Here is a 25,437-nt window from a genome sequence, read left to right as displayed (position 1 = left end):
ATGAAGCCTCCGATCCTCTTCGCCACCGCCACCTCGGCCGCCCTGGCCGATGACGTCGCGAGGGAACTGGGCGCGGACCGGGGCCGGCTCCTGGTGGAGGTGTTCCCGGATCAGGAAACCGGCCACCGCCTGGATCCGGCCGCCACGCCGGATCTCCGGAGGCGCGATGTGGTCATCCTGGGGGCGGCCGAAAACGACGCATCCTATCTTGAACTCTGCGATCTCCTGGCGGGCCTGAGGGACCACCACCCGGCGAGCATCCGCGCCATGGTTCCCTACCTCTATTGCTCCACCCAGGAGCGTCCGGGGCCCAAGCGGGAGTTCACCAAGGCCCTGAACCGCGTCCGGGGGCTCCTGGCCATGCATCCGGACCAGATCACCTTCTTCGACCTCCATGCCCAGGGCGTGAAGGATGCCCACGACGGTCGCGCCCGGGTGGAGCACCTTTCGTCCGAAGACCTGGTGGTGAACCTCCTCAAGCAGCGCCCCGGCGCCGACCGGCTCGTCCTCGTCTCGCCCGATGCGGGGCGCGGCGAATGGGTCCAGTCCCTGGCGCGGCGCCTGGGGGTTCCCTACCTCATCGCGGACAAGCGCCGGCTTTCGGGGGACGCGGTGAGCATGGCCCACCTCGGGCGGCAGGTGGAAGGCCGGGAGACCCTGGTCTTCGACGACATGTGCCGAAAGGGCACGACCCTGCTCGCCACGGCGCACCTCCTCCTCGAGGCCGGGGCCCGCTCCGTGGACGCGGCCTTCACGCACGCCGTCCTGCCCCGGCACCCGGACCCCGCGGAAGACCCGGAGGCGCGCCTCCAGGCCTCCCCCATCCGGGCGGTGCTCACCACCGATTCGCATCCCAGGGCCCGGAGCATCCGGTCCCCCAAGTTCACCGTGACGCCCCTCGCGCCCATGTTCGCGGACTACCTGCGGAAGTGCATGGGCTAGGGCCGGGTTCAGCCGCGGGCCAGGTGTCCCGCCAGGTCCCCGGCAAAGGTCGCCACGTCGCGGCCGAAGGGGAGGGACGGATCGGGGACGCACAGCATCCTGTCGAAGGCGCTGACCACGAACCCCCGGGCCCGGGCGCGCCTGGTTTCGAAGTCGTCCCTCCGGAGGGCGCGGGAGAACAGCTCCTGGCCGGCCATCCCCTCCGTCCGCTCGTAGGCGATGCCCTGGCCCCGGAGGTGGCTGTTGGCCAGGGAAACGATGGGCTTCTCGAAGAACAGCGCCTCGTACTGGGCGGTGGTGCTGTCGGCGAGGACCACGTCCGCGGCGTCGCACAGCGTGTGGAGGTGGGCGTCGCCGGCGGGAATCAACTGGGGGCAGGCGAGATCGACATAGTCGTTGTGATCCATGGGGTGGGGCTTGAAGACCAGCACCGCCTCGGGGTCCTGGCGGATCGCCTCCAGGCTGTAGGCCAGGGTCTCCCGCACCGAGGCGGACCACGGCGAGACCGTGCGCGACAGGAATCGGCTCCGCGGGCTCACGCCGGCATAGATGTCGTTGTGGGTGAGAAGCAGGTGGATCTTGCGACCGGCGAGGCCCCGCGCCTGGCGGAACGCGTCCCCCGTCACGAAGGCGCCCTGGGGATATTTGGTGGGGCGGGTCTCCAGGTAGTGTCTCCGGATCGCTTCGTAGGTGCCGGGATGGTCCCCGATCCCTGGCGGCCAGGGGGTCCGGAACATCCCTTCGCAATCCGGCCAGGAGAAGGGTCTGACCATGAACGTTTCCGGGAAAAGGCCCCGTTCCAGGTCCAGGCATGCGGCGCCCTGCTCACGGGCCAGCCAATAGAGCAGTGGACTGTGCGGCAGGGACGCGCCCCATACCAGCACCAGCCTCGGCTTCAACGCGCCCATCATCTGCTTGTAGAAATAGTGGGCGGCCGCCACGCCACGCAGGTGCTCTTCCCAGGAGGCGCTGCCGCTCTCGTGGAAGGCCTGGTCGGCCTCGATCACGTCCCGCAGCAGGTCCGGCGGGAGTCCAAGGTGCTCCTGGTTTCCTGTGCATATTTTCTGGAAGGGCATGACGAGCAGGGGGATCTTCACGATCCGCGGCTTCAGGCCGGGCACGGGAAAGGGACCCGCGAAGGCCAGGTCCGTCTGGAAATCCCGGGCCAGGACCTCGGCGAGGCCATTGCCCAGGGCCGCCATGTCCGGGCTGGCCAGGAAGGTGAAGAGGAGGATGCGGGAGGGCGCCATGGTGCGCGGAATAAGAACAGGCCGTACTTCTGCACCAGTTCGCTGGTGTCGGCCCCCCGGGCGATGTCCACCAGGATCAGGCGCTCGTTCTGCATCCGGTCCAGGGCCTTGGCGAGGACTTCCTTCTCGACCTTCTTGGGGATGACCACGATGCCGTCCACGTCCCCGAAGATCAGGTCGTCCTTGTGGATGGTGACGCCGTCGATGACGATCGACCGGTTCCGGGACGTCACGATGCCCCGGCTCCGGGTGTCCTTGCAGTAGTGCCCTTTGGCGAACACGGGGAAGAGGATCCGCCGCGTTTCGCTGGTGTCCCGGGTGACCCCGTCGATGATCGCCCCCTGGGCCCCGGCGCGCACGGCCAGGTTCGCGTTCAGTTCCCCGAAGAAGGCATAGTCGGGCATGTTGTTGGCGACCACGACGATGTCGTTGGAGACCACGTGATCGTACAGGTGGAGGCTGTCGTAGATGCCCTTGAAGTCGTCGTCGTCCTTGCACACGTCGATCTGCATGGTCTTGGCCCGGCCCAGGATCTTGGCATCCTGGACGTTCAGCCCGAAATCCTTGGACAGCACGGAGTGGATGCCCAGGTCGTCCAGGAGGTCGCTCAGCAGGGAGCTGGAGAGCAGGTGCTTGATGTTGTCGAGAAGGCGGCGCTCCTGCTCGCGGAGTCCGATGGCGATCAGGTTGGCCATGTGGAAATCCGCAGGCCAGTTCACGTCGACGCCCTCGAGGGGATCCACCTCCAGCAGGTAGGGCTTGAGGCCGAGGCGCCCCTTCTGGGCCAGGGCCGCTTCCCGGCGCATGACATAGAGGCCCATGGTCTCGATGAGCGTGTCGTCCAGGTCGACGCTGTTGGGGATGTGCTCCCGGTTGTAGCAGGGGGCGCCGTCCTTCCAGAGGTACTGTTTCTCCTTCTTGACTGCGATGACGCAGTCGTAGGCCGGATCCTCTTTCAGAACCTGGATGGCCCGCTCGATGGTCTCGATGCGCATGAACGGAGACGTTCCCAGGAGCTGCACGCAGATGTCCGCCTCGGTGTGCCTCGCCTCGTTGAGGAACAGCATGTTGCCGTCGGTGCTGTTCCCGGCGAGTTCCGGCGCCCGGTGCATGACCTTGTGCCTGAGGTCGGCCGCCAGGGAGATGATCTCGTGGGATTCGGTGTCGAGGTAGACCTCGTCGACGCTGGGGCAGGCCAGGAGCTTCTTGAGGCTGCGGATGAAGAGGGGTTCGCCGTCAAGGAGCATGGTGTTCTTGTTGGGGATCCGTTGGCTGGACCCTTTTGCCGGGAGGAAGGCTGCGACGCGCATTTTTACCTCGGGATCAAATTATTGCCAGGATAGGGGCTATGGACCAATCGTACCAGGTCGTCCGCTCTGGACCCTGGATAAGGAACGTTCAGGTCCGGGCGCGCCATGGATCACCCGGGTGTGTTGCCGGCGCCGGCGGGAACCTCCGCCTCGCCCGCGAAGACCCTCCGGAGGATCTCACCTTCGGGCCGGGCCGACATCACCTCGTAGGCCCGCCGCTCCAGGTCGGCCCGGCCTTCGGCGTCCGCCGCCAGGCGCGTGCAGGCCGCCACGAGATCCTCGTACGGAACGAAGCAGGCCGCGTCCTCGAGCCCCGCCTCCAGTTCCGTGCGGGCATGGCACTCGGCCACCACGGCCTTGCGGTTGGCCCAGAGGTACGAGACCCGGACCAGTTCGAAGATGCTGGTGTCGTAGTAGTGGAGGTTCAGGACCACCTTGGCCCGGGCGATGAATGCGTCCCGCTCCGCGCCGTAGACGCCGAAGAGGCAGTGCACCTTGAGGCCCGCGTCCTCCAGGTCCCGCAGCACCCGCGCCCGCCGTTCGTTCACCGAACCGTAGAAGAGCACGTCGATGTCCTGGACCGCCGGCTTGGGGATCCGGCAAAGGCTCGGGACCATGCCGACGGGTACCCATTGGACGGGCGCGGGAAAACCGCCGGCCTGGAGGATGGCGATGTTGCGTGGGCTGTAGTCCCAGAGCTCGCAGGTCCCGCCCAGCCGCGCCAGGCGCTCCCGCAGGGCGGCCCGCCGGTCATCCAGCTGCTCGAGGTTATAGAGGATGCACTGGGGCGGAAGTTGCGAATCCAGGGTTTCAGGCAGGAGATGCCAGCCCAGCACCAGGTTCACGGTGCCAGCGTCGAACGTATTCACGCCCAGGCGGGCAGGGACCCCCAGGGTCCCGAACCCCTCCACCAGCGTTTCGGCCAGCTCGGCGAAGGCCTCCGCGTGGATGTTGCCCTGGGGCTTGAGGTAGACGATCTGGATGTGCGGATGGTCGGAAATGTCGGCCTCCTGGAGGGGGTCCGGGCAGATGGACCGCCCCAGGATAACTCACCGTTCCAGGGGGACGGTGCCCAAACCGGCGGCATCACCCGGCGGACCAGCGCGAGCGCTCCGCCCCCAGCGCCACTCCCAGGCGGCGGGCGGCGCCGTACAGCGCCGGGCGGGCCATGCCCAGGGCCCGGGCGGTTTCCGCGATCCTGAACCCGTGGCTCCGGAGGGCCTGGACGAGGTAGGAACGCTGGAACTGCCGCGTCGCCTCCAGCCAGGAGCCCGTCGCCTGGGGCGACGCCTCCATGGACGGGAAGTGGTGCAGGGCCAGAGGTTCGCCGCCGCAGGCCAGGAGGGCCCGCTCCAGGGCGGAGAGCAGTTGCCGGACGTTGCCCGGCCACGGAAAGCGGGCCAGGGCCGGGCTGAGACCCGGGTCGAGACGTGGCGCCTCCCGGGCCAGGGCCCGGGCAACGCGCGCCACCAGGCGCGGGACGAGGTAGGCGAACTCATGGCTGCGTTCCGCCAGGGAAGGCATGCGCAGCACGGCACCCCGGAGCCTGAAAAGCAGGTCCTCCCGGAATTGCCCGGAGGCCGCGAGCAGGTCAAGGGGCCGGTTGGTGGCCGCGATGAACCGGGTGTCCACCCGGAGCAACCGGTCGCTGCCCACCCGGCGGACCTCCCTTTCCTGGATCACCCGCAGCAGCAGGGACTGGACCCGGGGTGAAAGGTCGGCCACCTCGTCCAGGAACAGGGTTCCCCCCTCGGCGCATTCCACCGCGCCCTTCCGGTCCCGGGTGGCGCCGGTGAACGCCCCCCGCACGTGGCCGAACAATTCGGATTCGAGGATGCCCTCGGCCAGCGCGGAGCAGTTCACGGGCACGAGGGGTCCGGCGCGCCTGGACCTCAGGTGCAGGGCCCGGGCCGCCAGTTCCTTGCCGCAGCCGGTGGGACCCAGCACCAGGACCGTGAGGGGCGTCGGGGCCAGGACCTCCAGCTCCCGCAGCACCGCGCCCATGGGCTCGGAGCCGTCCGTGAGGAATTCGGGGGGCGCGTTCTGCACCCCCCCACCCTACTCCCCCTACCGCACGTCCATGTACGGCCGGCTGATGGTCTTGTCCGTGGTGATGGGGAAGGTGTAGGCGCCGTAGAGGTCCAGCTTCTGGGTGTACTTGAGCTTGATGATGCAAGTGCCGGCGCTCCGGTCGCCCAGGATCGTGAAGGTGATGCCGCCTTTGGCGAGGGCCTCGGGGATCTCCAGCTCCGAGGCCTTGGCCCGCAGCTGCTGCTCGAGGGTGGCCACGGGCATGATGCCAGCCCGGGACCCCAGGTCTTCCGCGGCGTTCACCAGGCTGTTGTTGGCGTAGAGGACCGGCACGACCTTCATGGCCACGGCGCCCACGATGATCAGCACCAGGAGGCTGACGATGCAGCCGATCTTGCCTTCGCCGCGTTCATTCCTGCGGTTGTCGGTCATGGCATTCCTTTCGGAGGTTCAGGGTTGGAGGTCCTGGAGGGCTTGCCGGGCCAGGGGCGCCAGGAGGGGCCCGTCGGGACCGAACAGGGTGGCCTGGGGGTACTTCAGGGCCTGGTTGAAGGATTGGGCGGCTTCGCGCTGGTAGGCGGTGCCCATGTGGAGAAGACAGGTGCCGGTGTAGTAGTCGAGGGTGCCTTGGCTCACGCCCTGGACGGCCACCATGCGGGCGTCGCGAAGCACTTCCAGCGCCTTGTCGTACTCGCGGAAGTGCATGAGGGCCAGGGCCTGGCCGAGCCGCAGGAGCGCGGCCCCGTCGCCCTGGGCGCCCAGGTAGCGCAGCCGCAGGTCGGCGAGCACCACGGGATAGCAGAGCCCGGCGGCGTTCACGGGAAGTTCGGTGGGCATCTGGGCGACGGCCAGTTTCACGGGGGCGTCCCCCTGGGACACCGTCAGGGTGCCGCCCCGGGCCTCGGCCAGGGCCTTGCGGAAATCCGCCACGTTCGCCACGGGCTTGCCCGCGGCCTCCGTGAGGAGCCTTCCGGGCTTGATGCCGGCCTTGAGGGCGGCGGCGTCGGCCTGGAGGACGTGGGCGCCTTCGGGCAGGTCCAGGAGGGTGAGGCCGGCCCAGGGCTCGGAGAGCGAGGCCTGCCGGTCCATGCGCGCCACCAGCGATCCCAGCGGGTCCTGCTCCAGGGGCATGACGGTGAGGCGTTCCTCCTGGCCGGTGAGGGTCGAGAGGACCAGCTCAACCTGCTGGACGGGCCTGCCCGGGGCGGGCCTGGCCCAGAGCAGGAGCTCGGTGTCGCGGCTGGACCGCAGGCGGGCCAGGCAGTCCTTGAGGGATTCGCCCTTGGGGGCGGTGAAGAAGGCCACTTCGTGAAGCCTGCCGCCCAGGGCCGCAAGCATGCCCAGGATCCGTTCGCGGCCCGCGAAGTCGTCGTTCCCTTCGAAGCCGGCGTAGGTGAGGCGCGGCTTGGGCCGCGCGACGACGGTGAGGGATGCGCCCTCGGCCACCTCGATGCGCTGGGTGAAGCTGCCCGCGGGGTATTTCACCTGGAGGTCGTAGGCCTGGGCGCAGACCTGCAGGTCGCGTGCGGGCACCCGGCCCATGTCGAGGCCCGAAAGGAACAGCTGGCCGCCGGGGACGGCGCTCTGGACGGTGAGGGTTCCGCGGCTGGGTTCGAGCTTGACGGGTTCCAGGTCGGAATCGGCGAAGGGGGTGGTGAGGGCCTCGGAGATTTCCAGGCGGCGGGTCCGGTGGCAGGGAAGTCGCACCTCCAGGAGGTGCTTGCCGGGCGCCAGGTCCGCGATGCGCAGGCCCTCCGAGAGCTGCTCGGGCTTCACCCCGGCGCGGTCGGCCAGGTAGCTCCGGTCGGCGGGGACCTGGCCCCGGGAGAACCCGCGGGATTTGCCGTCCACCAGCAGTTCGGCCCCCGCGGGGGAGGTGAAGACCGTGATGACCGACGAGGTGCGCTCCAGCTTGAAATCGAGATCCCGGGTGTCCTTGAGGGCCACCTCGAAGGTCATCTCGCGGGCCTTGTACCCGATCCGGGCGTAGGCGGCGGTGTGGGGGCCCGGGGCCATCCAGTGGAGGCCCGCCTCGGACCGCCGCGCCTTTCCATCCACCGTAAGGACGCCCCCGGCGGGTTCCAGCGCGAGCTTGACCCGGCCGAACCGGGCCGCCCGCAGCCCGTCGAAGGCGGCCTGGAGCCTGGGATTGGTGATGGTGCGGTCGATCTCGTAGTCGGGATCCAGGTCCAGGAGGCTTTCCAGGCGCTTGGGGGCCTGGGCCTTCTTCCCCGCGGTGCGGTCGTCCAGGACCGCCGTCCAGTTGTAGGCCTCGCAGAGAAGGCGGGTCCAGCCCTCGTCCAGGGTTCGGGCCGAAGGCTCGAGGGCGGCCAGGACGGCCTCGAACTTGGCGGCGGCGCCATCCCGGTCGCCCTGGGTGGCCCACAGGGCCTTGGCGGACGCCAGCGTGTCGCGCAGGGCCGGGTCCTGGGCGCCCAGGGCGGCGCAGGCGGTGAGGAGGAGGCAGAGGAGACGTCGCATCATTGCAGCCTGATCAGCAAGTCGTTGGAGCGGTCCGCGAGGATGAGGCCCCCGGCGCGGTCCAGGGCCACCGCCCGGAACTTCCCGGCGATGCCCAGCGCCTTGTAGGTGGCCGAGCGCAGCACGGAGCCGTCCGGACCCCACACGACCACCCCTTCGAAGTCGCCGTCCACCAGGGCGGCCACGTGCCCGAGGGGATCCGAGGCCAGGGAGACCACGTATTTGAAGGAGGCCGGGAGGTCCTTGCCGTAGGGCACGGTGGCCCGGGCATGCCCGGCGGCGTCCAGGAACAGGAGGCTCCTCGTGGCGTCCGAGGCCGCCGCGGCGCCGCCGTCGGGAAGCGGAGCCAGGGCCTGCACCGCGGGAACCGGCAGGGACCGGGGCGGGGCGTCCCCGGCCAGCACCTGGATGACGGGGGACCCCGGATCGCAGAGCCAGGCGTTGCCCCAGGCGTCGAGCATCCCGCCCGAAGGGGAGGGCAGCGGGGCCGCGGCGGCCTGGGGCCCTTCCTCTTTCACGAGGCCGGACCGGGCGTTCACGATCCAGGTGGTGCCGGGGGCCGGCACCAGGAGGGCCTTGCCGCCCTTGACCACGGGGCCCGAGGCGACCAGCGCGCCATCCTTGAGGTGGTAGGCCCGGTCGTCGTCGGACTGGTACAGGTAGACATCCCCCTCCGGGCCCGTGGCCAGGAGGGTGGGGGTCTTGAGCCACTTGGTCCTGCCCTGGGGCCAGGGGCCCTGGGACTTGAGGGGGGGCTTCTGGAGCCGCTGGACCACCCGCCCCTGGATTCGCCACAGCGCCTCCTGGGCTTCGGGGGCCTGGGGGTGCCGGTTCCGGAGGTCCTGGAGCATGCGAAGGCACCCCGGGAGGTCGCCCAGGATGTCGAGGGTCTCGGCGGCCTGGAGCTGCGCGGCGATGGCCGGGGGGGTGTCCGGGTCCATGCGCATGGCCTCGGTGAAGGCCTGGAGGGCCCGGGTCCAGTCGCCCTGGAGCTTGCGGGCCAGGCCCATGCGGAACCGGGCCTCCTGCACGAGGGGATGGTCCGGGAACAGGTCCACCAGGCGATTGAAGTCGGCCAGGGCCTCCTTGATGTCGGCGGGGGAATGGCTGCGCTCGGCCCTGAGCCTGCCCAGCAGAAGGAGGGCGTCCCCGGCCTGGGGGGTCTTGAGGTACTCGTTCTTAAGCTTCTCGAGGAAGGGGAGGGCGGCGTCGGGCTTGTGCTCCACATCCAGCTGGTGCCGGGCCAGGCTCAGCAGGGCCCGCGCGGCGAAGGGGGACTGGGGGAGCTGGGCGATGAGCTGGTTCCAGGTCTCGGTGGCTTCGGCGTAGCTGTGGGCGGCATGGGCGCGCTCACCGGAACGGTAGAGCCGTTCGGCCATGTCGCCGTCCTGGGCGCGCAGCAGGGGCGCGGCGGCCAGGATCAGGGTCATGGGGCGGATCCAGGTTCCTAGGACGTGCATGCGGGCCTCGAAATATTAATTGAATTTAGCTTAACCCCATCAGGGCTCCAGCGCCTGGACGACGTGCTCGGTGGGGTAGGGCTTGAACAGGGCCCCGATGACCCAGGCGTTCCCCCGCAGCTGCGCGATGTCCCGGTTGGCGGTGGAGAGCAGGGCGTAGCGGAAGCGCTCGCGGCCCTTGAGTTCCTCCAGCCAGGGAGCGAGGTCGCCCTGGGCGTCCTTGCTCTCGGTGATGACCAGGTCCACGGTGCGGGCCGCCAGGACCGCGCTGGCCTCCTCCCGGTTGCCGGCCTCCATGACCTCCCGGATCCCGTCGGCCAGGGCGTGGGCCAGGCGCTTGCGGAAGAAGGCGCTGGGCTCGAGGAGGAGGATGGAGCGCACCGGGGGCCGCCTGTTCAGGTCGGATTCCGAAAGGCCCAGGGCCAGGAGGGCGGAGCGGGCCGCGCTCTTGAGGCCCAGGCCCGAGGCCCCCAGGTAGATCTCCCGGATGGGTTCCACCAGCCCGGGCTGGCGGGTGAGGCCGCCGATCTCGCAGAGGTGGGCCACCTCCTTCCACTCGGCGCCCGGAGCCGCGAGCAGGCCGAGCACCAGGTCGGAGAGGGTCTGGGCCAGCTCCGGGCGGATGATCAGCTCGGGGTCGGCCAGGGCCTCCCGCAGGGCCAGGAGGGCCTCGGCCTTCTTCGGGCCCTTCTCGGGCACCTTCTGGATCTGGGCGGTGATGTCGGCTTCCTTCTGGGCCAGGAGCCCCAGGCCGTCGCCGCGCCGGGCCAGTTCCTTGACCACCAGGGCGACACGGTCGTTGGATTCCCGGTCCCAGGTCTCCTTGGTGCGCATGTCGAACAGGAAGTCGGAGACCCGGTCCTTCAACTGGCTGTAGGCGGCCCGGTCGAAGACGAAGAGGTCCTGGGAGGCCATGATGGCGCGCAGGCGCTGGCCTTCCCCTTCGCGCTCGTCGCAGCAGCGCTCGAAGAGCTTCAGGAAGTCGGGCAGGGCGTCCAGGGGCAGGGGCCGGTCGAAGCCCGGGAAGGCGGTCAAGGTGCCTTCCAGGGCCAGGATGAGCACCTGGGACTGCTTGAGGTTGGGGGCCTTGCCCAGGAGGCCGAGGGAGGCCTCCGGGGTCCCCAGCTCCTTGAGGGCGGTGGCCAGGGCGATCTGGAGGTTCAGGGGCTTCCCGTCGTGGAGCAGATCCAAGAGTACCGGCGCGCTGCCGGCGTAGCCGATGGCGGAAAGGGCCTCCACCGTCTCCAGGATGAGGGTGTCCCGGCTGTCCTTCTGGAGGAAGGCCAGGAGGGGCTCCGCGGCCATGCGCGTGCGGTTCTCCCCGAAGACGCGGATGGCGCTGCGCACCTGGTCCTGCTGGCCGCTCTCGAACATGCCCATGAGGGCCGGGAAGCTGGAAGGCAGCTTGCCCAGATGGTGGATGGCCCTCTGGCCCACCTCGACGATGGGATCCTCCATGGCCGCCAGGAAGAAGGGCGTCAGGGCGTCGTCCTCGCGGGTGCCCAGGGCGTCCAGGTACTTTTCCCGGCGCGTGATGTCGGGGTCCTTGAGCAGCTCGCCCAGCAGGGCCGTCTCCGACACGGGGAGCAGGCGCAGGAAGGCCGTGACGAACCCGTCGCCCCCGGCCCGGCTGCGCATGATCGGCGCGAAGATGGGAATGATCTCCTCCCGGGCGATCTCCCCGCAGTCCACCTTGAAGGCCAGGGCCTCGGCCACCTGGTCCACCAGGGCGGTCAGGAAGGCCAGGCGGGCCTCCACGCCCTGGGCGGCGTCGGACACCATGGCCGAGTACCGGGCCACCTTGCCTTCCCCGATGAGGGTCAGGGCGTCGCTGAGGAAGGTCTCGTAGGCGCCCGCAACCCAGGGGCGCAGCTCCTCGACCGCGCCCACGATGTCGGGCTCCTCCTGGGCCGCGGCCCGCTGGAGGCTCGCGAGCAGCTCCTGGGTCTCGGGGTGCCGGACCGAGAAGTGCGCCACGGTCTGGCGCAGGAGCTCGGGCAGGATCGAGGCCCGCTGCAGCGTCTGGAGGCGGTTGAGTCCGGCCTGCAGGAGCTGGTGGTCCAGGAAGTCCTCCCGGGCCGAGTCCGCCACCGCCTTCAGGAAGGCCGTGGCCCCGGCCTCGGGCAGGGAACCCATGACCCGGATGACCAGGCGCTGGGTGAGGGGGTCGCCGTTGTGGTAGGCCTCCACGATGGCGCCCAGGTCCTGGGCGCCGGCCGTGGCCCCCAGCAGCTTGGCGCCCTGGGTGGCCATGCGGACGTTGCCCTGGCCTTCCATGAGGCGGCTGATGTGGTAGGCGGCGCCCTGCTGGCTCTGGAACAGGCCCAGTTCGCGGTTGAGGATCACCTGGGGGTCGGGCTCGGTGCGGGAGGTCTTGAGGGCCTGGAGGGCCGTCAGGGCTCCCCGGGTTCCCAGGGCCCCCAGGGCGGCGCACCCCTCGTCGAAGATGCCCAGGTCCTGCTCGGTCTTGAGGGCCATGGCGATCCAGGGGGTCCACTCGGGCCAGTCGAACTTGGCCACCAGGGCCAGGATGGCCTTGCGCAGGCCCCGGGACGTGCCCTGGGAACCGAGCCGGCTGCCAAGTTCCTGCAGGGCCTGCTTTTTGAGCGTCTGGACCTGGCTGACCAGGCGCGCCGGGAACTGCACGTCCCCCTCGGCGAACTCCTTGAGGAGGTCGCGAAGGGTGTCCAGGGGCGTGAGCGGGATCTTCCGGAGGGTACTTGGCATTCCAACCTGTGGGAAAGGGGCGGCAAGCATTATTCTTTTCACAATCGGCGCGATTCGCTAGCGTTTCCACATGCGCATCCCCTATTTTCTGCCCTGGGCCGCGCCCCGCCTCCCCGGGGCCCCGGCCGTGAGGCGCTGATGGAATCCTTCCGCGAGCTCTGGGCACGGGCCATCCGCCCCCGGGAAGGCTTCCGGGCGAGGGCCGCCCAGACGCCCACCCTGGCTGAGGCGGTCCGGAGCCTGCTGGTGCTGCGGGCGCCCCTGGCCTTCCTGGGCATGGCGCTGAGCTATGTGGGCATCGCGGATATCTACGGCCGGCTCGCCTCCCCCGACAGCGACCTGTGGACGTACATCCTCCCGAGGCTGGGGGAGACCGTCGATCCCGGCGAACTGCGCGCGGCCCTGGCGCGCCTGCCCGAGGCCCCCGGGCTCCACGGGCTGCTGCCGTGGATGGCGCTGCTGGCGCCCGTGACCGTCCTGGGCCTCTGGCTCCACGACGCCACCTTCGACCACGTGGCCCTGTGGCTCCTGGGCGGCCTCCGGGAGCGCCGCGGGTTCCGCGCCAGCCTCGTGGCCGACGCCGAGGCCCTCAAGGTGGGCGCCCTCGGGGCCGCCGCGGCCCTGCTGGCCGACCTTCCCGCGGTGGGGTCCGCCTTCGGGCTGCTCCTCCTGCCCGTGGCCGTCTATTTCTGGATCCTCCGGGGCTACGCCCTGGCCGCGTGGCACGGCTGCCCACCCTGGAAGGGCGTGATGGCCACCCTGGTCCACGTGGCCCTGGTGGGCGCGTGGCTGATCCTGACGATCCTGGCCTGCCTCGTGATGGTTCTCCTGCTCCTGTAGAATGGTTCATGGTGGCGTTGCCCGGGCGGACAGGTCATCATTGGACCTTCCCCAAGGGAGTTCCCCCATGTCCTTCCAGGCGATTCTGGACAATCTTATCGAGCGGGTGCCCGAAGCCATCGCGGCGACCTTCAACGACAAGGACGGGGATCCCCTCTGCTCGCGCACCATCGAGGTGCCCAACGACGCCCTGCAGCTGCTGGGCGCCTACCGGAACGTCGTCAAGCGCCACCTCCAGCAGGCGGTGGAGGAATTCGACCGGGGCGAAGTCGAGCAGGTGGCCTTCTGCACCGACCAGCACTGGATCCTCATGATGGGCGGGATGGAACACTGCTCCCTGGTGCTGGTGATGCGCCGGGACGGCGTCCTGGGCCGCGCCCGCTTCCAGATGCAGCAGGCCCTGGAACAGCTCAACCGCGAGCTGTAGAACCCTTCTGAAACAAACAAAAACGAGTGTCAAGGGAGAATCATGGTCCGATTCACGGGTCTTCTTGGTCTTGTCTGCTTCATGGCTCTGGCCTATGCGTGGTCCTCGAACCGCAAAGCCATCCACTGGAAAACCGTCGGCTGGGGCATGGCCCTGCAGTGGATCCTGGCCCTGGTGGTGCTCAAGGGCGAGGCCCTTTCGCACGCCCTGGGCTTCATCCCCTTCCCGCCCCACGCCGGCTGGGTGATCTTCGCCCTCCTCTTCGTGCCGATGGTCTTCAAGCGCTACGGCATCCTCCAGGTGGCCTGGTTCAAGTGGGCCCTGGGCACCGTGGTGACCGTGGCCCTGGTGCGCGGCAACCTGGTGGGCTCGGTCTTCGACAAGGCGCGCGTGGTGGTGGAAGGCCTCATGTCCTACGCCAAGGCCGGCGCCACCTTCGTCTTCGGCCCCCTGGCCACGCCTTCGGGCGCCGCCGTCACCAACGCCCAGGGCGCCACCGTGGGCAGCATGGGCATGATCTTCGCCTTCGTGGTGCTCCCCACGATCATCTTCGTGGCCAGCATCTTCGCCGTGCTCTACCACGTGGGCGCCATGCAGTGGGTGGTGGGGGCCTTCTCCCGCGCCATCAGCCGCTTCCTGAAGGTGAGCGGCGCCGAGAGCCTTTCGGTCTCGGCCAGCATCCTCATGGGCCAGACCGAAGCGCCGCTGACCATCCGCCCCTACCTCGCCGGCCTCACCCGGTCCGAGCTCATGGTGGTCATGACCGCCGGCATGGCCCACGTGTCGGGCTCCATCATGGTGGCCTACGTGCAGGTGGCCCACGTGGACGTGGTGCACCTCCTCACCGCCGTCATCATGACCGCCCCCGGCGCCATCATGATCGCCAAGATCCTGGAGCCGGAAACCGGCACCCCCGCCACCGCCGGCGAGGTCCAGGTGAACATCCCCTCCAACGACGCCAACGTCCTGGACGCTGCCGCCCGCGGGGCCTCCGAGGGCCTGCACCTGGCCATCAACGTCGCCGGGATGCTCATCGCCTTCATCGCGCTCATCGCGCTCATGAACGGCGTCCTGAAGGCCATCTTCCCGGCGCTATCCCTGGAACTGGTGCTGGGCGTCCTGTTCCGCCCCTTCGCGTGGCTCATGGGCATCCCCTGGAAGGAAGCCGGCATCGTGGGCTCCCTCCTGGGCCAGCGCATGGTCATCAACGAGTTCGTGGCCTTCATCCAGCTGGGCAACCTCCCCGAGCTGAGCACCAAGGCCCGCCTCGTCTCCACCTTCGCCCTGTGCGGCTTCGCCAACTTCAGCAGCATCGCCATCCAGGTGGGCGGCATCGGCGCCCTGGTGCCCGAACGCCGCGGCGACCTCGCGCGGCTGGGCCTGAAGGCCATGATCGCGGGGACGCTGGCGAACTTCATGTCGGCCTGCATCGCGGGGATCCTGAGCTGAAGGGAAAGCCGGGACGGGTCGGGGCCAAATTAGGCCGTCTCGTTCCGACAGTGAAAAGTCCGGCCGGGGCCTTGCGCCTCGGCCGGAGGTGAATTAGCATGGTGTTTCGGTTCGCAATTTTGCGGATTTATTAAAATATAATTTTTTTGGAGAATATTTATGATTAAATTGAATTTTCCCGTCTTAGTTATAATTATTGCGTCCGCTAATCTCGGCGCAATTACTCCTCAAACGCCTGGAATTCAACACCCCATCTTCGATGAAATGGACTCCAGGAGTGGAGGATCCACTGCCCACAGGGACTGTGTGAAGACCTGTGACAAGGCTTTTGTAGAAAAGGTTAAGGCGGGATCCCTGCTCACAGGTATCGAACTACTTGCCTGGACTCTTCTTGTAAAAAATGAACACAATAAATGTATTTCGAATTGCCCATCTTAAGAAATGGTTCAAATGGAAAATCGATTTTAACTCGGCCATGTTGCTTTGGGTGATCCCGCATATTTAGCGAGGTCGGAAGTACCCTGTTACAGGCAATCGATCCTTAGGTGAAGACGTTCCAGTCTGGGATTCATTCATGCATACCATGCATTCCATTAAGACAATTATCTATTCCCTTTCATGCCTTTGTTGCCTGTGGTCACAGGATTCCACCGTATCCCCGGGTTTTCGCGACCAGCCGGGGCTCGTCTGGAGTGGCGGGAAGCGCATTCGATCCCTTGATTTCGGTCGCGCGCTTGAAATCGCCGACCAGAAGACCGGAAAGGAGGAGACCCTTGAAGAACCCGAGAGTGCCTTGGGCCTGACATACCGCGCCGGTGTCGCTACCACGTGCCGGCTCGTGGACAGGACGATCCTGGTCTCCCAGCAGAGGCTCCCGGGGCTCTGGGAAAATTTCCCCATCGATTTCGGGACCTTCGGACGCGACGAATTCTTCGGGCTGCCGTCGAAGCTCTATCAAACCGAATCCGGCTCGCGGTTTTTCGTCATGGACGTGATGCCCGGGTTTTCCAAAGGAAGGGACGCCTCCATCTGCTCCTGGTGGAGGCAGACGAATGCCGGGGTCTTCAAGGCGGAAGCCCTGATTCCCATCTCCTTGGACGCGCCGGTCTTCCAGTCATTCCGTCCGGCGGGGCCGGGCGGAGCGTGGATGGCCCAGGTGGCCCTCCGTTACCGGGGGCTCCTCCCGTTCCTGGAGTTTCCGGTGCAGGTGAAGGGGGCATTCCTGGTGGTCTCCTGGAACGCCGGCATCATCTGGGTGATCAAGGACGAGGACCCGTGGCCCTCGCGGACGATCAAGCTCCTGCCGCTGGACGACGATTGCCTGTCGGGGCGGAAACAGCACAGCCCCGTCCTCCTGGGGATCCAGCCCATGCCCAACGATCGGGTGCTGGTGGCCATGCGGACCCGGAAGGCGATCGAGGATTCCATCCGGTCGGAAACCGCGCCAAAGAGCACCGTCGCGCAGCAGTCCGAGGGCCTTGCACTGGACCAGATTGAATGGAAGGAGGTCGACCCCTTCGAGGGGCGGGTCGGCGAACCGGATCCAGCCATCCTCGAGCGCGCCCCCACCTCCTGGCCCGTGGGCGAAACCCTGCCTTTCGGGTTTGATCTGGCCGGGAGGCTGATGCTTCTGCAGGAAGGTCCACGTTGTTCACGGTAGTGTCCTGCTCAGCCCTGAGGTGGTGACGGGCGGCAGGGGCGAAAAGAAATCCAAAAGGCGGTTCTTCGCGTTCCTCTGCGTGATCTCAGCGCCGCGTCCAATTGGCTGCTGGTGTGTGCCGGCGCGACCGTCCACTGACGCAACGCGCCGACCCGCCTGGAGAACCACTTGAACGCGAAGGCGCTGAGGACTCGCGGAGGGTCGCGGAGGAATAACTTCAGGCTTCAAAAGTCGGGAAGGCCCACGTCATCCACCATGTGTCGATCTCGGTCGATGATTTCAACGGTTATCCCAAAATCGTCGATTACGATCGACAAAAATCAAAACCCGGCTGCCCGCAGGCCGCCCGAACGGGGACGTCTCAGTGCGCCGCCGCCAGCTCCGGCAGGATGCTCTTCGCCCCCGCCATGCAGGCCTTGTGCTCGATGTGGAACTCGAACTCGGGCCTGAACTTCTGCAGGAAGGACTCCACGGGGCCGCAGGCGGCGTCCCCCAGGGGGCACAGGGTCCGGAGGTTGATGCGCGGGGGCAGGCTCGCCAGCAGGTCCAGGTCGGTAGAGCGGCCCTGGCCGTGCTCGATGCGGTGGAGGATCATCTCCATCCAGTTGCAGCCTTCGCGGCAGGGGGTGCACTGGCCGCAGCTTTCGTGGGCGTAGAAGTGGGTGAGCCGGAGCAGGGCCTGGACCATGCAGGTGCTCTCGTCCATGACGATCATGCCGCCCGAACCCGCCATGGAGCCCCGCGCCTTGACGGTGTCGAAGTCCATGGGGCAGTCGAAGTCCTTCGCGTCGAAGACCGGGGCGCTGGAGCCGCCGGGGATGACGGCCTTGAGCTTCCGGCCCGTGCTGGAACCGCCGCCCAGGTCGTTGAGGATGAAGTCCATGGGCAGGCCCAGGGGGAGCTCGTAGAGGCCGGGGCGCTTCACGTGGCCGCTGAGGCCGTAGATGCGGGTGCCGGTGTTGCCGGGAGTGCCCAGCTGCGCGTAGGCGTGGCCGCCCATGCGGAGGATGGGGGCCACGGCCGCCAGCGTCTCCACGTTGTTCACGGTGGTGGGCTGGCCGAAGGCGCCCACGGAGGCCGGGAAGGGCGGCTTCACCCGGGGTTCGCCGCGGCGGCCCTCGAGGCTGTTGAGCAGGGCGGTCTCTTCGCCGCAGATGTAGGCGCCCGCGCCGCGGTAGGTGAGGATGTCGAAGTCCCAGCCGGTGCCCAGGATGTCCCGGCCCAGGAACCCGGCGTCGCGGGCCTCCTGCAGCGCGGCCTCGAGCTTGTCGATGAGCCAGGAGAACTCGCCCCGCAGGTAGATGAATCCGGTGCGGCACTGCATGGCCCACCCGGCGATGATCATGCCCTCGATGAGCTGGTGGGGGTTGTATTCCAGGATCGCCCGGTCCTTGAACGTGCCGGGCTCGCCCTCGTCGCCGTTGCACACCAGGTAGCGCGTGAGCTTGCGTTCGGGGGTGTCCTTGGGCATGAAGCCCCATTTCATGCCGGTGCGGAAACCGGCGCCGCCCCGCCCGCGCAGGTCCGAGGTCTTCACCTCGGCGATGACGGCGGCGGGCTCCATTTTCAGGGCCTTGCGGCAGGCCTCGTATCCCTCCCACTTCTGGGTGTAGACCCTGAGGTGCCAGTTGTCCAGGTCGCCGGCCCCGCGGAGCATGAGGTTGGGGTACTTCGACGAGCCGAACCCGTCGAAGGTGTAGATCTGGTGGTCGGGCTTGGTGCGGATGGCGGCCATGGTCACTCCCCCCACGCTGCGGTCTCGCCGCGCCGGCAGGCGTCCATGATGGCCTCCAGCTTCGCCTCGTCCACGAATTCATCGAAGACGCCGTGATTGATCTGGATGCAGGGGCCGCTTCCGCAGGAGGCCAGGCATTCCACCTCGTCCACGCTCCAGAGGCCGTCCGGGGACGGGCCTTCCCCGGGCCTGGCGCCGGTCTTCTCGATGACCTTGGCCAGGAGGTCCGCGGCCCCGTTCAGGGCGCAGCAGAGGTTGGTGCACACCTCGAAGTGGTACCGCCCCACGGGCTTTTTCCGGAACATGGTGTAGAACGTGGCCACGCCGAAGACGTGCGCCTCGGTGACCCCCAGCGCCGCGGCCACTTCCTTCATGGCCCCCAGGCTCAGGAAGCCGAACTCCTTCTGGGCGATGTACAGGGCCGGAAGGGTCCCGGCCATGCGATCCGGGAACTGGGAGGCGATGGCCTGGATCCGGGCGATGGCTTCCGGGCTGAGTTTCTCCCGCTGCGCCTTGGGTAGACGTTCGCCCGGCGCCAGGGGCACATCGCTGGTTTCAGGAGGCAGGGGATGGTTCATGGCTCGTCCGGGAAGGTAACTAAGAGCACCCAGTCTATCCTGTATCCCCCGCACCACGGCACCAAAGCCTCGCGGCGGGCCCCGCCCGCCGGCGCGCCCGGGGCGTGGTTCCGGTGTAAATATGTTTAAACATGCTGTTTCCGTGGGCGCCCCCGGGCCCGCGCCCGCTGGCCTTTCGCGCCTCCCTCCGGCCGCCACCACCGAGGAAATCGCGCGGCTGGACACGACGCCAGCCCCATCTACACTGAAGGCACGCCCAAGGGCACAGGAAACGGCCACCCCATGCAGCTGCGCGAAGAGCTCCTCATCACCAAGCCCCTGGAACCCGGCCAGGAGCTGCTCCTGTCCATCCTCCTGTGCCGGGAGTACGCCACCCGGCTCTCCGACGAGCGGCTCTTCAAGCCCGCCGGCATCACGGACCAGCAGTTCAACGTGCTGCGGATCCTCAAGGGGGGCCCCGAGGACGGCTACCTCATCCGGGAGCTGCGCCGGCGCATCATCTCCCGGAGCGCGGACGTGCCCCGCCTCGTGGACCGCATGGTCAAGGCGGGCCTGGTGTGCCGGAGGGAGGACCCCAACGACCGCCGGGGTTGCCTCGTGAAGCTCACGCCCGAAGGGCGGGCGCTGGAGGCCAGGCTGGCCCCGGTGCACACCGCCCTCTGCCGCGAGATCGACGGCCTCCTGGGGCCCGAGGAGGGCCGCACCCTCATCGCCCTGCAGCAGAAGCTGCGGGAGGCGATGCAGGGCCGGCTGGAATCGGCGGACTAGCCCTTTTTGGGGCCGGGCTTGCGGAACCCGCCGGCGGGCTTGGCCACGGGCCGGCCCCCCGCGGGGCGGGCATCGGCGGGGCGGCGCGGACGGGGGGCGTCCTCGCGGGCCGCGGGGCCGCGCCGGGGCTCGTCCCGGGTGAACCGCTCCGCGCGCCGGACCCGGTCCAGCTTGCGCTCGGCGGTGATCTTGGGCTTGTAGATGTCGGCCTCGCCCTTGAGGCCGGCGTCGGCGCGCTCCACGCGGCGCGCGGTCCGCAGGGCCTTGAGGGCCTTTTCCATGTCGGGGGGCATGGGGGCCGAGGCGGTCACGGACTCGCCGGTGACCGGGTGGCGGAAGCCCAGCAGCTCGGCGTGGAGGGCCTGGCGGTCGATGATGGGGCTGGGCGTGCCGTAGACCTGGTCCCCCAGGAGGGGGAAGCCGCGGTCGGCGAACTGCACGCGGATCTGGTTGCGCCGGCCCGTCTCCAGCTTCACCTCCACGACGGTGTGCCCCGGGAGGCGCTCCAGTACGCGGTAGTGGGTGATGGCGACCTTGGCGCCCTTGACGTCCTGCTTGCCCTTGGCGCTCTCTGGCACCACCTGCATGCGCAGGGACTTCCGTTCCACCAGCTTGTCGGAGAGGGTTCCGGCGTTCTCGGGCAGCTCGCCCACGAGGATCGCCTTGTAGATGCGGTGGAGGTGGTGCTCGTCGAAGATGCGCTTGAGGCCGTTGAGGGCCTCGGGGGTCTTGGCGAAGACCAGCACGCCCGAGGTGAAGCGGTCCAGGCGGTGGGCGATGAAGAGCTGGAAGCGCTTGAAGCCCCGGCGGCGGTAGTGGTCCGTGAGGGCCTCGGCCAGGCAGGGGTCGGTGTTCTTCTCGGCGGGCACCGTCAGAAGACCCGCGGGCTTGTCCACGAACACCAGGTGCTTGTCCTCCAGGAGGATCGTGAAGGGGCTGCCCGCGGACTTGCTGGGCTTGGGCAGCGTGTTGTAGACCATGTCCGGGTCGAAGACCACGTCGATGACATCGTCGGCCTTGAGGCGGTGGCCGTAGCTGCGCACCTCCACCCCGCCGACCTTGACGCAGCCGGCGTCGATGAGGCCCTTGGCCTGCCGGTGGCTGACCTCCAGCTTGCGGTGCAGTTCGGCGGCGAGGGCGCTACCTTCGACCGCGCCGGTCCAGTTTTCCTTCGATCGGGCCATGGGCTCCTCCAGTGCCTGGCGTCCGTTGAAACGCTGGGCTTGCTGGAAGAAGACCACGAAATCCTATATTTTTCAAGCGAAATCGCCTGGACTACTTGGCTTCAGCGGCCTTCCGGAAATCCCCGGCCTTCACCAGGGTGATGCGGGCGGGGTCCAGGTGCCGTTTCAGGGCGGCCACGATCTGGTCGCTGGTGAGGGCGGCGACGCGCTTTTCCAGGTCGGCCTGGAAGGCCATGGTCCGGCCCGCCTCGGCATTGCGCTGGAGCAGGGCGGCCAGCTGGGGGTCCTGGGCCCGGCCTTGTTCCTCGGCCTGGAGCCAGCCGGTCTTGGCCTCGGCGAGCTCCTTGGCGGAAAAGCCCGAGGCCAGCGCCAGGGCCAGCTCCTCGCGGATGGCGGCCTCGGCCTTGGCGGCGTTCTGGGGGGCGCAGATGGCGTAGAAGGTCCAGAGCCCGAAGGGGTCCAGGGCGCTGGCCTGGAGCTGGGAGCCCACGCCGTAGCTGAGGCCCTCCTTCACCCGCACCCGGGCCCCAAGCCGGGAATTGAAGGGGTTGCCGCCCACCATGAAGTCGCCCAGGAGCAGGGCGGGGTAGTCCGGGTCGCCTTCCTTCACCGCCAGATTGAGCCCGCCCAGGACCATGGCGTTGGCCTTGTCGGGGGTCTCGATCACCTGGGCCTGGGCCGGCGCCTCCTTGTAGGCGTTGGCGATGCGCTGGTAGGGCGCGGGGCTCTTCCAGGACCCCAGGAGCTGTTCCACCAGGGCGCGGGTCTCCCCGGCGTCCACGTCGCCGACGATGGTCAGTTCGCCGTGGGAGGCGCCATAGAAGGCGTCATGGAAGGCCTTGACGTCCTCCACCCGGGCGGCCTTCATCTCGCCGATGGCCTCGTCGAGGGTCCCGGCGTAGCGGGGGTGCCCCTTGGGCCAGAGGTTGAGGGCCCGGCGGTAGGCGACGGTGGCCAGGGCCTGGGGATCGCTGCGCTGGGCCTCCATGCCGGCCAGGAACTCCTGGCGGAGCATGTCGAATTCGCCGGCCGGGAAGGACGCCTCCTTGAGGGCCTCGGTGACCAGGCCCAGGACGGCGGGCAGGTTCTCCCGCACCGTCTCGACGGTGCCGCGGACGCCCTCAGCGTTGCCCCCCAGGTGCACGTTGGCCTTGAGCTTGTCCAGGGTGTCGGCCAGTTCCTGGCGGGTATGGCGGGCCGTGCCCCGCAGGAGCATGGCCCCCGCGAGGGTGCCGCGCGGGCCCAGGTCCATGAGGGCCGCCTCGGTGCCGAAGTGGAGGTTGAGGGCGACGTCCACCGCGCCTCCCCGGGTCTTCTTGGGCACCAGGGCCACCTTCAGCCCGGCGGCGGTGGCAAAGCGCACGGTGCGCCGGTCGATGGCCCCGGGGGCCACGTCGAAGGCCTCGCCCAGGCTGACGGTCTCCTGACCCTTGTAGTCCTTGACCATGGCCGCCACGTCCCGCATGGGCGGGATCTCGGCGCGGTCGGGTTTGGGGGTGGGCACGAAGAGGCCCAGGGTGCGGTTGCTGGGCTTCAGGTAGGCCTTGGCCACCCGGGCCACATCGGCCGGCGTGACGGCCTTCACCCGGTCCCGGTCCAGGAAGAAGGTGCGCCAGTCCCCGTTGGCGATGGCTTCGCTCAGCGCGAGGCCCACCTGGTCGGACTGGTTGAGGGTCAGGTCCACCTGCTTGAGGATGGCCGTGCGGGCCCGCTCCACCTCCTCGGCGGTGAAGGCGGTCCCGCCCACCTCCTCGGTGGTGGCGAGGACCCGGTCCCGGGCTTCCGTCAGGTCGGCCCCGGGACGGACCATGGCGCCCACGAGGAAGATCCCGGGCTCCCGCAGCTGCTCGGCCATGGAGAACACCTGGGCGGCCTTTCCGGATTCCACCAGGGCCTTGTGGAGCCGGCCCGAGGGGGCCGAGCCCAGCACCTGGCTCAGCACCGCCAGGGGGGCCAGGTCCGGGTCCGCGCCGGCGGGCATGTGGTAGGCGGCCAGGACCAGCTGGGTGTCACCCACCCGGCGCACCGTCACGCTGCGTTCGCCGTCCTGGGTGGGCTCCACCGTGTGGGTGGGCTCGAGCTTGCGGGAGGGGCGGGGGATGCGGCCGAAGGCCGCGTTCACCAGGGCCAGCGTCTTGGTGGGATCGAACCTGCCGGCCACGGTCAGCACGGCGTTGTCGGGCTGGTAGTACTTCCGGAAGAAGGCGGAGAGGTGGTGGATGTTGACGTTTTCGATGTCGGCCCGGCACCCGATGGTGGGCTTGCCGTAGTTGTGCCAGATGTAGGCGGTCTCCAGGACCCGCTCCATGAGGACCCGGAAGGGCTGGTTCTCGCCGCTCTCGAACTCGTTGCGCACGACGGTCATCTCCGTCCTGAGCAGGTCCGCGGCCTTGGCCGGATCCACCGCCACCCAGCTGTTGACCATGCGGTCCGCTTCCAGGTCCAGGGCCCATTTCAGGTTCTCGTCCGAGGCCTTCATGGATTCGTAGTAGTTGGTGCGGTCGTAGCTGGTGGTGCCGTTGTAGTCGGCGCCGTGGAGCGTGAGCTCCCCGGGGATGTCGGGGTGCCGTGCGGTGCCCTTGAAGATCATGTGCTCCAGGAGGTGGGCCATGCCCGTCTCGCCGTAGCTCTCGTCCCGGCTTCCCACGAGGTAGGTGATGTTGACGGTGACGTTGGGCTTGGTGGGGTCGGGGAAGAGCAGGACCTTCAGGCCGTTGCCCAGCCGGTATTCAGTGATGCCCTCCACCGAGGCGACCTTCACGGGGCCCCTGGGGGTGGCCTTGGAAGCGGGGGCCGCGGCGGGGGACGGCAGGCCCCCCAGGATCATCACGGCCGCCAGGGGCAGGTTCAATCGAATTCCAGACATCGTATTTCTCCAGACTGAACAGCAGTGCATGCTCGCGTTTCGTGCCGTCCGCAGCCGGTCGGCGGCGGGCGGGTCCCCGGGGCCGGGCGGTCACCACAGCCCGAGAACGGCCAGCCCCCCGCCCAGGAGGGCCATGGCGGTGGCGGCCCAGCCCACCTGCTTGAGCTGGCGCGGGGAGGGCGGTGCGACCCACACCCACAGGGCCGCCAGGGCCATGGGCGCCAGCGCGGCCCCGGCGGCCCGGGGCAGGCTTCCCTTCAGGGCGGCCAGACCCGCCGCGGTGGCCAGGGCCGCGCCCAGGGCGAAGGCGCAGAACCTGGGCACCCAGGAGCTGCCGCGCTTGAGGGCAAGGATGTGGCAGTGCACCACCGCGGTGGCCAGGGTGAACATGCCGCCCAGGAGGAGCGCCAGCAGGAAGGCCCTGCTGGGGCCTCCGCCGCCCAGCAGCACCACGCTGCCCGCCGTGGCGGAAAAGGCCCAGGCCGCCACCAGCTCGCCGGCGGCCGTGCGCTCCTGCCGGATGAGGAACAGGAAGAAGAGGGCCGCGCCCAGGAGGGCCGCGGGGAGGAGCCCCAGGAGATGCGCGGCCGGAGCGCCGATCCAGGCCCCGAAAATGGCCAGCAGGAGGATGGAGCCCAGGATCACCAGGCGCAGGGCGGCCTGCACCTGGGAGGCCCCCCGGGCGGCTTCGCCCCGGCGGCCCAGGAGGACCAGGGCCGGTTCGCTGGCCAGGAAGAGGGTCACCGCCAGCACGGCCTGGAAGATGCCGCGGGAGCCGTGCCCCAGGGCGGCTCCGCACAGGAGGGCCACACCCAGCTGGGCATAGGCGCCGTGTTCGCGGGGCCAGAGGGGGAAGGTTTCCTTGGGCATCGTGTCATCTCTCCAACAGGGCCGCGAGCCTGGCCTCCCACTCGCGTCTAAGATCTTCCAACTTCAATCCTTTACCCTTCCCGGGAGCGGCCTGGAGGAGGCCCTGGGAGGAAGGATGGGGCAGGACCTCCAGCTGGAAGTCCGGAACCCCTTCGATGCGGCCGAAGACCCACTGGGCCCGGCGCCCCATGGCGATGACCCGCAGCCGCCCCGGGCATCGGTCCGAGGCCCGCGCCAGTTCCTCCCGGAGCCTTTCCAGGTTGGCCGGGGCCAGGAGCTCCTTGTCGGAGGGGGCGCGGAAGGTCTGGAAGTCCCGGGTGGGGCACACCGGGAAGGCGTTGCTGAGGGCGACCTCCCGGAGCGAGGGCGCCAGGCCCGCGTCCCGGAAGCGGGCGCCGTCCCAGTCCCGGTAGGCCTCCGGGGGCACTTCGGCCAGGCCCGCGGCCTCCAGGGCCCGGAACACGCAGGTCCCGGCCCGGTCCCCCCAGAAGGGGATCCCGCTCTGGTCGGCCCCCCGGGGTCCCGGGGCCTCGCCGAACAGCATCACCCGGACCGGTCCCCGGGGAGGAAAAAGGGGGGCGACCTGGGTTTGAAGAATCCGTGCCATGGCATCAGATTGCCAGAGGCTTATCTTGGAAGATGCGATTTTGAAGTGCGGGAGGCGGGCATGAATTCGACCCCTGGCCTGGATGTGGGCATAAAAAGAATGGTGGAATCAGGTACTTACATCCCCGCCACCGGGAAGGTGGAGGCTTTGGAAATTTCCCGCCCCCCCCGCCTGAAGCGGAGCGATCTGGACGACCCGACCCGTTTTCACGTGCGTTTGGTTGAATGGCTCATGCAGCAGAAGTGACCAAGA

The 25,437-nt window shown here is 68.7% G+C and carries 20 protein-coding genes; 7 read left to right on the top strand and 13 right to left on the bottom strand.

Annotation, left to right across the window (positions count from 1 at the left end):
• Positions 1-942: a ribose-phosphate diphosphokinase gene (prs, locus tag ACZ5LB_RS14105; protein WP_464602845.1), complete on the top strand. Its 942-nt coding sequence runs from the start codon at positions 1-3 to the stop codon at positions 940-942.
• Between the two features lie 1,108 nt (positions 943-2,050).
• On the opposite strand, the gene ACZ5LB_RS14100 is transcribed toward prs, so the two are convergent.
• From ACZ5LB_RS14100 to ACZ5LB_RS14070, 7 genes are all read right to left on the bottom strand, one after another.
• On the bottom strand, positions 2,051-3,502 hold the full coding sequence (locus ACZ5LB_RS14100) for an RraA family protein (protein ID WP_464602844.1): 1,452 nt from the start codon (positions 3,500-3,502) through the stop codon (positions 2,051-2,053).
• A gap of 110 nt (positions 3,503-3,612) precedes the next feature.
• On the bottom strand, positions 3,613-4,413 hold the full coding sequence (locus ACZ5LB_RS14095) for a hypothetical protein (RefSeq protein WP_464602843.1): 801 nt from the start codon (positions 4,411-4,413) through the stop codon (positions 3,613-3,615).
• Positions 4,414-4,588: 175 nt separating this feature from the next.
• Positions 4,589-5,551 carry a sigma 54-interacting transcriptional regulator gene (locus tag ACZ5LB_RS14090; RefSeq protein ID WP_464602842.1) on the bottom strand — a complete coding sequence of 321 codons (963 nt, stop codon included), beginning with the start codon at positions 5,549-5,551 and terminating at the stop codon, positions 4,589-4,591.
• A gap of 18 nt (positions 5,552-5,569) precedes the next feature.
• Positions 5,570-5,965: a hypothetical protein gene (locus ACZ5LB_RS14085; RefSeq protein ID WP_464602841.1), complete on the bottom strand. Its 396-nt coding sequence runs from the start codon at positions 5,963-5,965 to the stop codon at positions 5,570-5,572.
• 18 nt (positions 5,966-5,983) lie between these two features.
• The gene (locus ACZ5LB_RS14080) at positions 5,984-8,014 is read right to left on the bottom strand and encodes a hypothetical protein (protein ID WP_464602840.1); all 2,031 of its coding nucleotides are present in this window, start codon (positions 8,012-8,014) and stop codon (positions 5,984-5,986) included.
• The gene (locus ACZ5LB_RS14075) at positions 8,014-9,474 is read right to left on the bottom strand and encodes a tetratricopeptide repeat protein (protein WP_464602839.1); all 1,461 of its coding nucleotides are present in this window, start codon (positions 9,472-9,474) and stop codon (positions 8,014-8,016) included. The genes ACZ5LB_RS14080 and ACZ5LB_RS14075 overlap by 1 nt, the downstream gene beginning before the upstream one ends.
• Positions 9,475-9,513: 39 nt before the next feature.
• On the bottom strand, positions 9,514-12,201 hold the full coding sequence (locus ACZ5LB_RS14070; RefSeq protein WP_464602838.1) for a HEAT repeat domain-containing protein: 2,688 nt from the start codon (positions 12,199-12,201) through the stop codon (positions 9,514-9,516).
• 138 nt (positions 12,202-12,339) lie between these two features.
• Here ACZ5LB_RS14070 and ACZ5LB_RS14065 point away from each other — a divergent pair, with 138 nt between their 5' ends.
• The 4 genes from ACZ5LB_RS14065 (at position 12,340) to ACZ5LB_RS14050 (ending at position 16,577) form a co-directional block, all read left to right on the top strand.
• Complete coding sequence (locus tag ACZ5LB_RS14065) at positions 12,340-13,041, top strand: hypothetical protein (RefSeq protein WP_464602837.1); 702 nt, start codon at positions 12,340-12,342, stop codon at positions 13,039-13,041.
• A gap of 67 nt (positions 13,042-13,108) precedes the next feature.
• A complete protein-coding gene (locus tag ACZ5LB_RS14060; RefSeq protein ID WP_464602836.1) occupies positions 13,109-13,468 on the top strand; it encodes a roadblock/LC7 domain-containing protein in 360 nt (119 codons plus the stop codon).
• Between the two features lie 81 nt (positions 13,469-13,549).
• Positions 13,550-14,917 carry a NupC/NupG family nucleoside CNT transporter gene (locus tag ACZ5LB_RS14055; RefSeq protein ID WP_464602835.1) on the top strand — a complete coding sequence of 456 codons (1,368 nt, stop codon included), beginning with the start codon at positions 13,550-13,552 and terminating at the stop codon, positions 14,915-14,917.
• Positions 14,918-15,755: 838 nt separating this feature from the next.
• Positions 15,756-16,577 carry a hypothetical protein gene (locus tag ACZ5LB_RS14050; RefSeq protein ID WP_464602834.1) on the top strand — a complete coding sequence of 274 codons (822 nt, stop codon included), beginning with the start codon at positions 15,756-15,758 and terminating at the stop codon, positions 16,575-16,577.
• 361 nt (positions 16,578-16,938) lie between these two features.
• Here ACZ5LB_RS14050 and nuoF read toward each other — a convergent pair whose 3' ends face one another.
• Both nuoF and ACZ5LB_RS14040 read right to left on the bottom strand, forming a co-directional pair.
• Positions 16,939-18,312, bottom strand: a complete 1,374-nt coding sequence (gene nuoF / locus ACZ5LB_RS14045; RefSeq protein ID WP_464602833.1) for an NADH-quinone oxidoreductase subunit NuoF — start codon at positions 18,310-18,312, stop codon at positions 16,939-16,941.
• Positions 18,313-18,314: 2 nt separating this feature from the next.
• Positions 18,315-18,890 carry an NADH-quinone oxidoreductase subunit NuoE family protein gene (locus ACZ5LB_RS14040; protein WP_464602832.1) on the bottom strand — a complete coding sequence of 192 codons (576 nt, stop codon included), beginning with the start codon at positions 18,888-18,890 and terminating at the stop codon, positions 18,315-18,317.
• A 282-nt stretch (positions 18,891-19,172) separates the two neighbouring features.
• Between ACZ5LB_RS14040 and ACZ5LB_RS14035 the strand changes: the two genes are divergently transcribed.
• A complete protein-coding gene (locus tag ACZ5LB_RS14035) occupies positions 19,173-19,658 on the top strand; it encodes a MarR family winged helix-turn-helix transcriptional regulator (RefSeq protein ID WP_464602831.1) in 486 nt (161 codons plus the stop codon).
• On the opposite strand, the gene ACZ5LB_RS14030 is transcribed toward ACZ5LB_RS14035, so the two are convergent.
• From ACZ5LB_RS14030 to ACZ5LB_RS14015, 4 genes are all read right to left on the bottom strand, one after another.
• The gene (locus tag ACZ5LB_RS14030; protein ID WP_464602830.1) at positions 19,655-20,842 is read right to left on the bottom strand and encodes an RluA family pseudouridine synthase; all 1,188 of its coding nucleotides are present in this window, start codon (positions 20,840-20,842) and stop codon (positions 19,655-19,657) included. The two genes, ACZ5LB_RS14035 and ACZ5LB_RS14030, sit on opposite strands and share 4 nt — an antisense overlap.
• A gap of 91 nt (positions 20,843-20,933) precedes the next feature.
• A complete protein-coding gene (locus ACZ5LB_RS14025; protein ID WP_464602829.1) occupies positions 20,934-23,693 on the bottom strand; it encodes a M16 family metallopeptidase in 2,760 nt (919 codons plus the stop codon).
• A 105-nt stretch (positions 23,694-23,798) separates the two neighbouring features.
• On the bottom strand, positions 23,799-24,578 hold the full coding sequence (locus tag ACZ5LB_RS14020) for a YwiC-like family protein (RefSeq protein WP_464602828.1): 780 nt from the start codon (positions 24,576-24,578) through the stop codon (positions 23,799-23,801).
• 4 nt (positions 24,579-24,582) lie between these two features.
• Entirely contained in the window at positions 24,583-25,122 is a 540-nt protein-coding gene (locus ACZ5LB_RS14015; RefSeq protein WP_464602827.1) for a uracil-DNA glycosylase family protein, read from the bottom strand.
• Positions 25,123-25,245: 123 nt separating this feature from the next.
• Here ACZ5LB_RS14015 and ACZ5LB_RS14010 point away from each other — a divergent pair, with 123 nt between their 5' ends.
• Positions 25,246-25,431 carry a hypothetical protein gene (locus ACZ5LB_RS14010; protein WP_464602826.1) on the top strand — a complete coding sequence of 62 codons (186 nt, stop codon included), beginning with the start codon at positions 25,246-25,248 and terminating at the stop codon, positions 25,429-25,431.
• The last annotated feature ends 6 nt before the right edge of the window (positions 25,432-25,437 follow it).

Source organism: Mesoterricola sp. MK458 (assembly GCF_055384935.1).
This window is presented reverse-complemented; position numbering and strand designations above follow the sequence as displayed.

Excerpts from the sequence above, each read along its gene's own strand:
- ACZ5LB_RS14040 (WP_464602832.1), bottom strand. The coding sequence starts at position 18,890 with ATGAACCATCCCCTGCCTCCTGAAACCAGCGATGTGCCCCTGGCGCCG.
- ACZ5LB_RS14060 (WP_464602836.1), top strand. The coding sequence starts at position 13,109 with ATGTCCTTCCAGGCGATTCTGGACAATCTTATCGAGCGGGTGCCCGAA.
- ACZ5LB_RS14035 (WP_464602831.1), top strand. The coding sequence starts at position 19,173 with ATGCAGCTGCGCGAAGAGCTCCTCATCACCAAGCCCCTGGAACCCGGC.
- ACZ5LB_RS14085 (WP_464602841.1), bottom strand. The coding sequence starts at position 5,965 with ATGACCGACAACCGCAGGAATGAACGCGGCGAAGGCAAGATCGGCTGC.
- nuoF (WP_464602833.1), bottom strand. The coding sequence starts at position 18,312 with ATGGCCGCCATCCGCACCAAGCCCGACCACCAGATCTACACCTTCGAC.
- ACZ5LB_RS14070 (WP_464602838.1), bottom strand. The coding sequence starts at position 12,201 with ATGCCAAGTACCCTCCGGAAGATCCCGCTCACGCCCCTGGACACCCTT.
- ACZ5LB_RS14075 (WP_464602839.1), bottom strand. The coding sequence starts at position 9,474 with ATGCACGTCCTAGGAACCTGGATCCGCCCCATGACCCTGATCCTGGCC.
- prs (WP_464602845.1), top strand. The coding sequence starts at position 1 with ATGAAGCCTCCGATCCTCTTCGCCACCGCCACCTCGGCCGCCCTGGCC.
- ACZ5LB_RS14020 (WP_464602828.1), bottom strand. The coding sequence starts at position 24,578 with ATGCCCAAGGAAACCTTCCCCCTCTGGCCCCGCGAACACGGCGCCTAT.
- ACZ5LB_RS14010 (WP_464602826.1), top strand. The coding sequence starts at position 25,246 with ATGAATTCGACCCCTGGCCTGGATGTGGGCATAAAAAGAATGGTGGAA.
- ACZ5LB_RS14080 (WP_464602840.1), bottom strand. The coding sequence starts at position 8,014 with ATGCGACGTCTCCTCTGCCTCCTCCTCACCGCCTGCGCCGCCCTGGGC.
- ACZ5LB_RS14100 (WP_464602844.1), bottom strand. The coding sequence starts at position 3,502 with ATGCGCGTCGCAGCCTTCCTCCCGGCAAAAGGGTCCAGCCAACGGATC.
- ACZ5LB_RS14065 (WP_464602837.1), top strand. The coding sequence starts at position 12,340 with ATGGAATCCTTCCGCGAGCTCTGGGCACGGGCCATCCGCCCCCGGGAA.
- ACZ5LB_RS14030 (WP_464602830.1), bottom strand. The coding sequence starts at position 20,842 with ATGGCCCGATCGAAGGAAAACTGGACCGGCGCGGTCGAAGGTAGCGCC.
- ACZ5LB_RS14015 (WP_464602827.1), bottom strand. The coding sequence starts at position 25,122 with ATGCTGTTCGGCGAGGCCCCGGGACCCCGGGGGGCCGACCAGAGCGGG.
- ACZ5LB_RS14055 (WP_464602835.1), top strand. The coding sequence starts at position 13,550 with ATGGCTCTGGCCTATGCGTGGTCCTCGAACCGCAAAGCCATCCACTGG.